Source organism: Nitrobacter sp. 62-13 (assembly GCF_001896955.1).
GTDB lineage: Bacteria > Pseudomonadota > Alphaproteobacteria > Rhizobiales > Xanthobacteraceae > Nitrobacter.
This window is the reverse complement of the sequence record NZ_MKRN01000051.1, coordinates 1-504: the sequence shown is the minus strand read 5'-3', so window position 1 is coordinate 504 and position 504 is coordinate 1. Positions and strand designations below refer to the sequence as shown.

General features: G+C 63.7%; 1 protein-coding gene. It reads left to right on the top strand.

Annotation, left to right across the window (positions count from 1 at the left end; translation table 11 throughout):
• The coding region (locus tag BGN91_RS05525) for a RuBisCO large subunit C-terminal-like domain-containing protein (RefSeq protein WP_292611273.1) at positions 1-504 on the top strand (504 nt) is incomplete at both ends.

The window sequence follows — 504 nt, the reverse complement described above, 5'->3', positions numbered from 1 at the left end:
GTTCGGCTTCAAGCCGCTCAAGGCCTTGCGGCTCGAGGACATGCGGTTGCCGGTTGCTTACGTCAAGACGTTCAAGGGGCCGCCGACCGGCATCGTCGTCGAGCGCGAGCGCCTCGACAAGTTCGGCCGTCCGCTGCTCGGCGCCACCGTCAAGCCGAAGCTCGGCCTGTCCGGCCGCAATTACGGCCGCGTGGTCTATGAGGCGCTGAAAGGCGGCCTCGACTTCACCAAGGACGACGAGAACATCAACTCGCAGCCGTTCATGCACTGGCGGGAGCGCTTCCTCTACTGCATGGAGGCGGTCAATCGCGCCCAGGCAGCGACGGGCGAAATCAAGGGCAGCTACCTCAACGTCACCGCGGCGACGATGGAGGACATGTACGAGCGCGCCGAGTTCGCCAAAGAGCTGGGCTCGGTGGTCGTCATGATCGACCTGGTGATCGGCTACACCGCGATCCAGTCGATGTCGAACTGGGCGCGCAAGAACGACATGATCCTGCATCT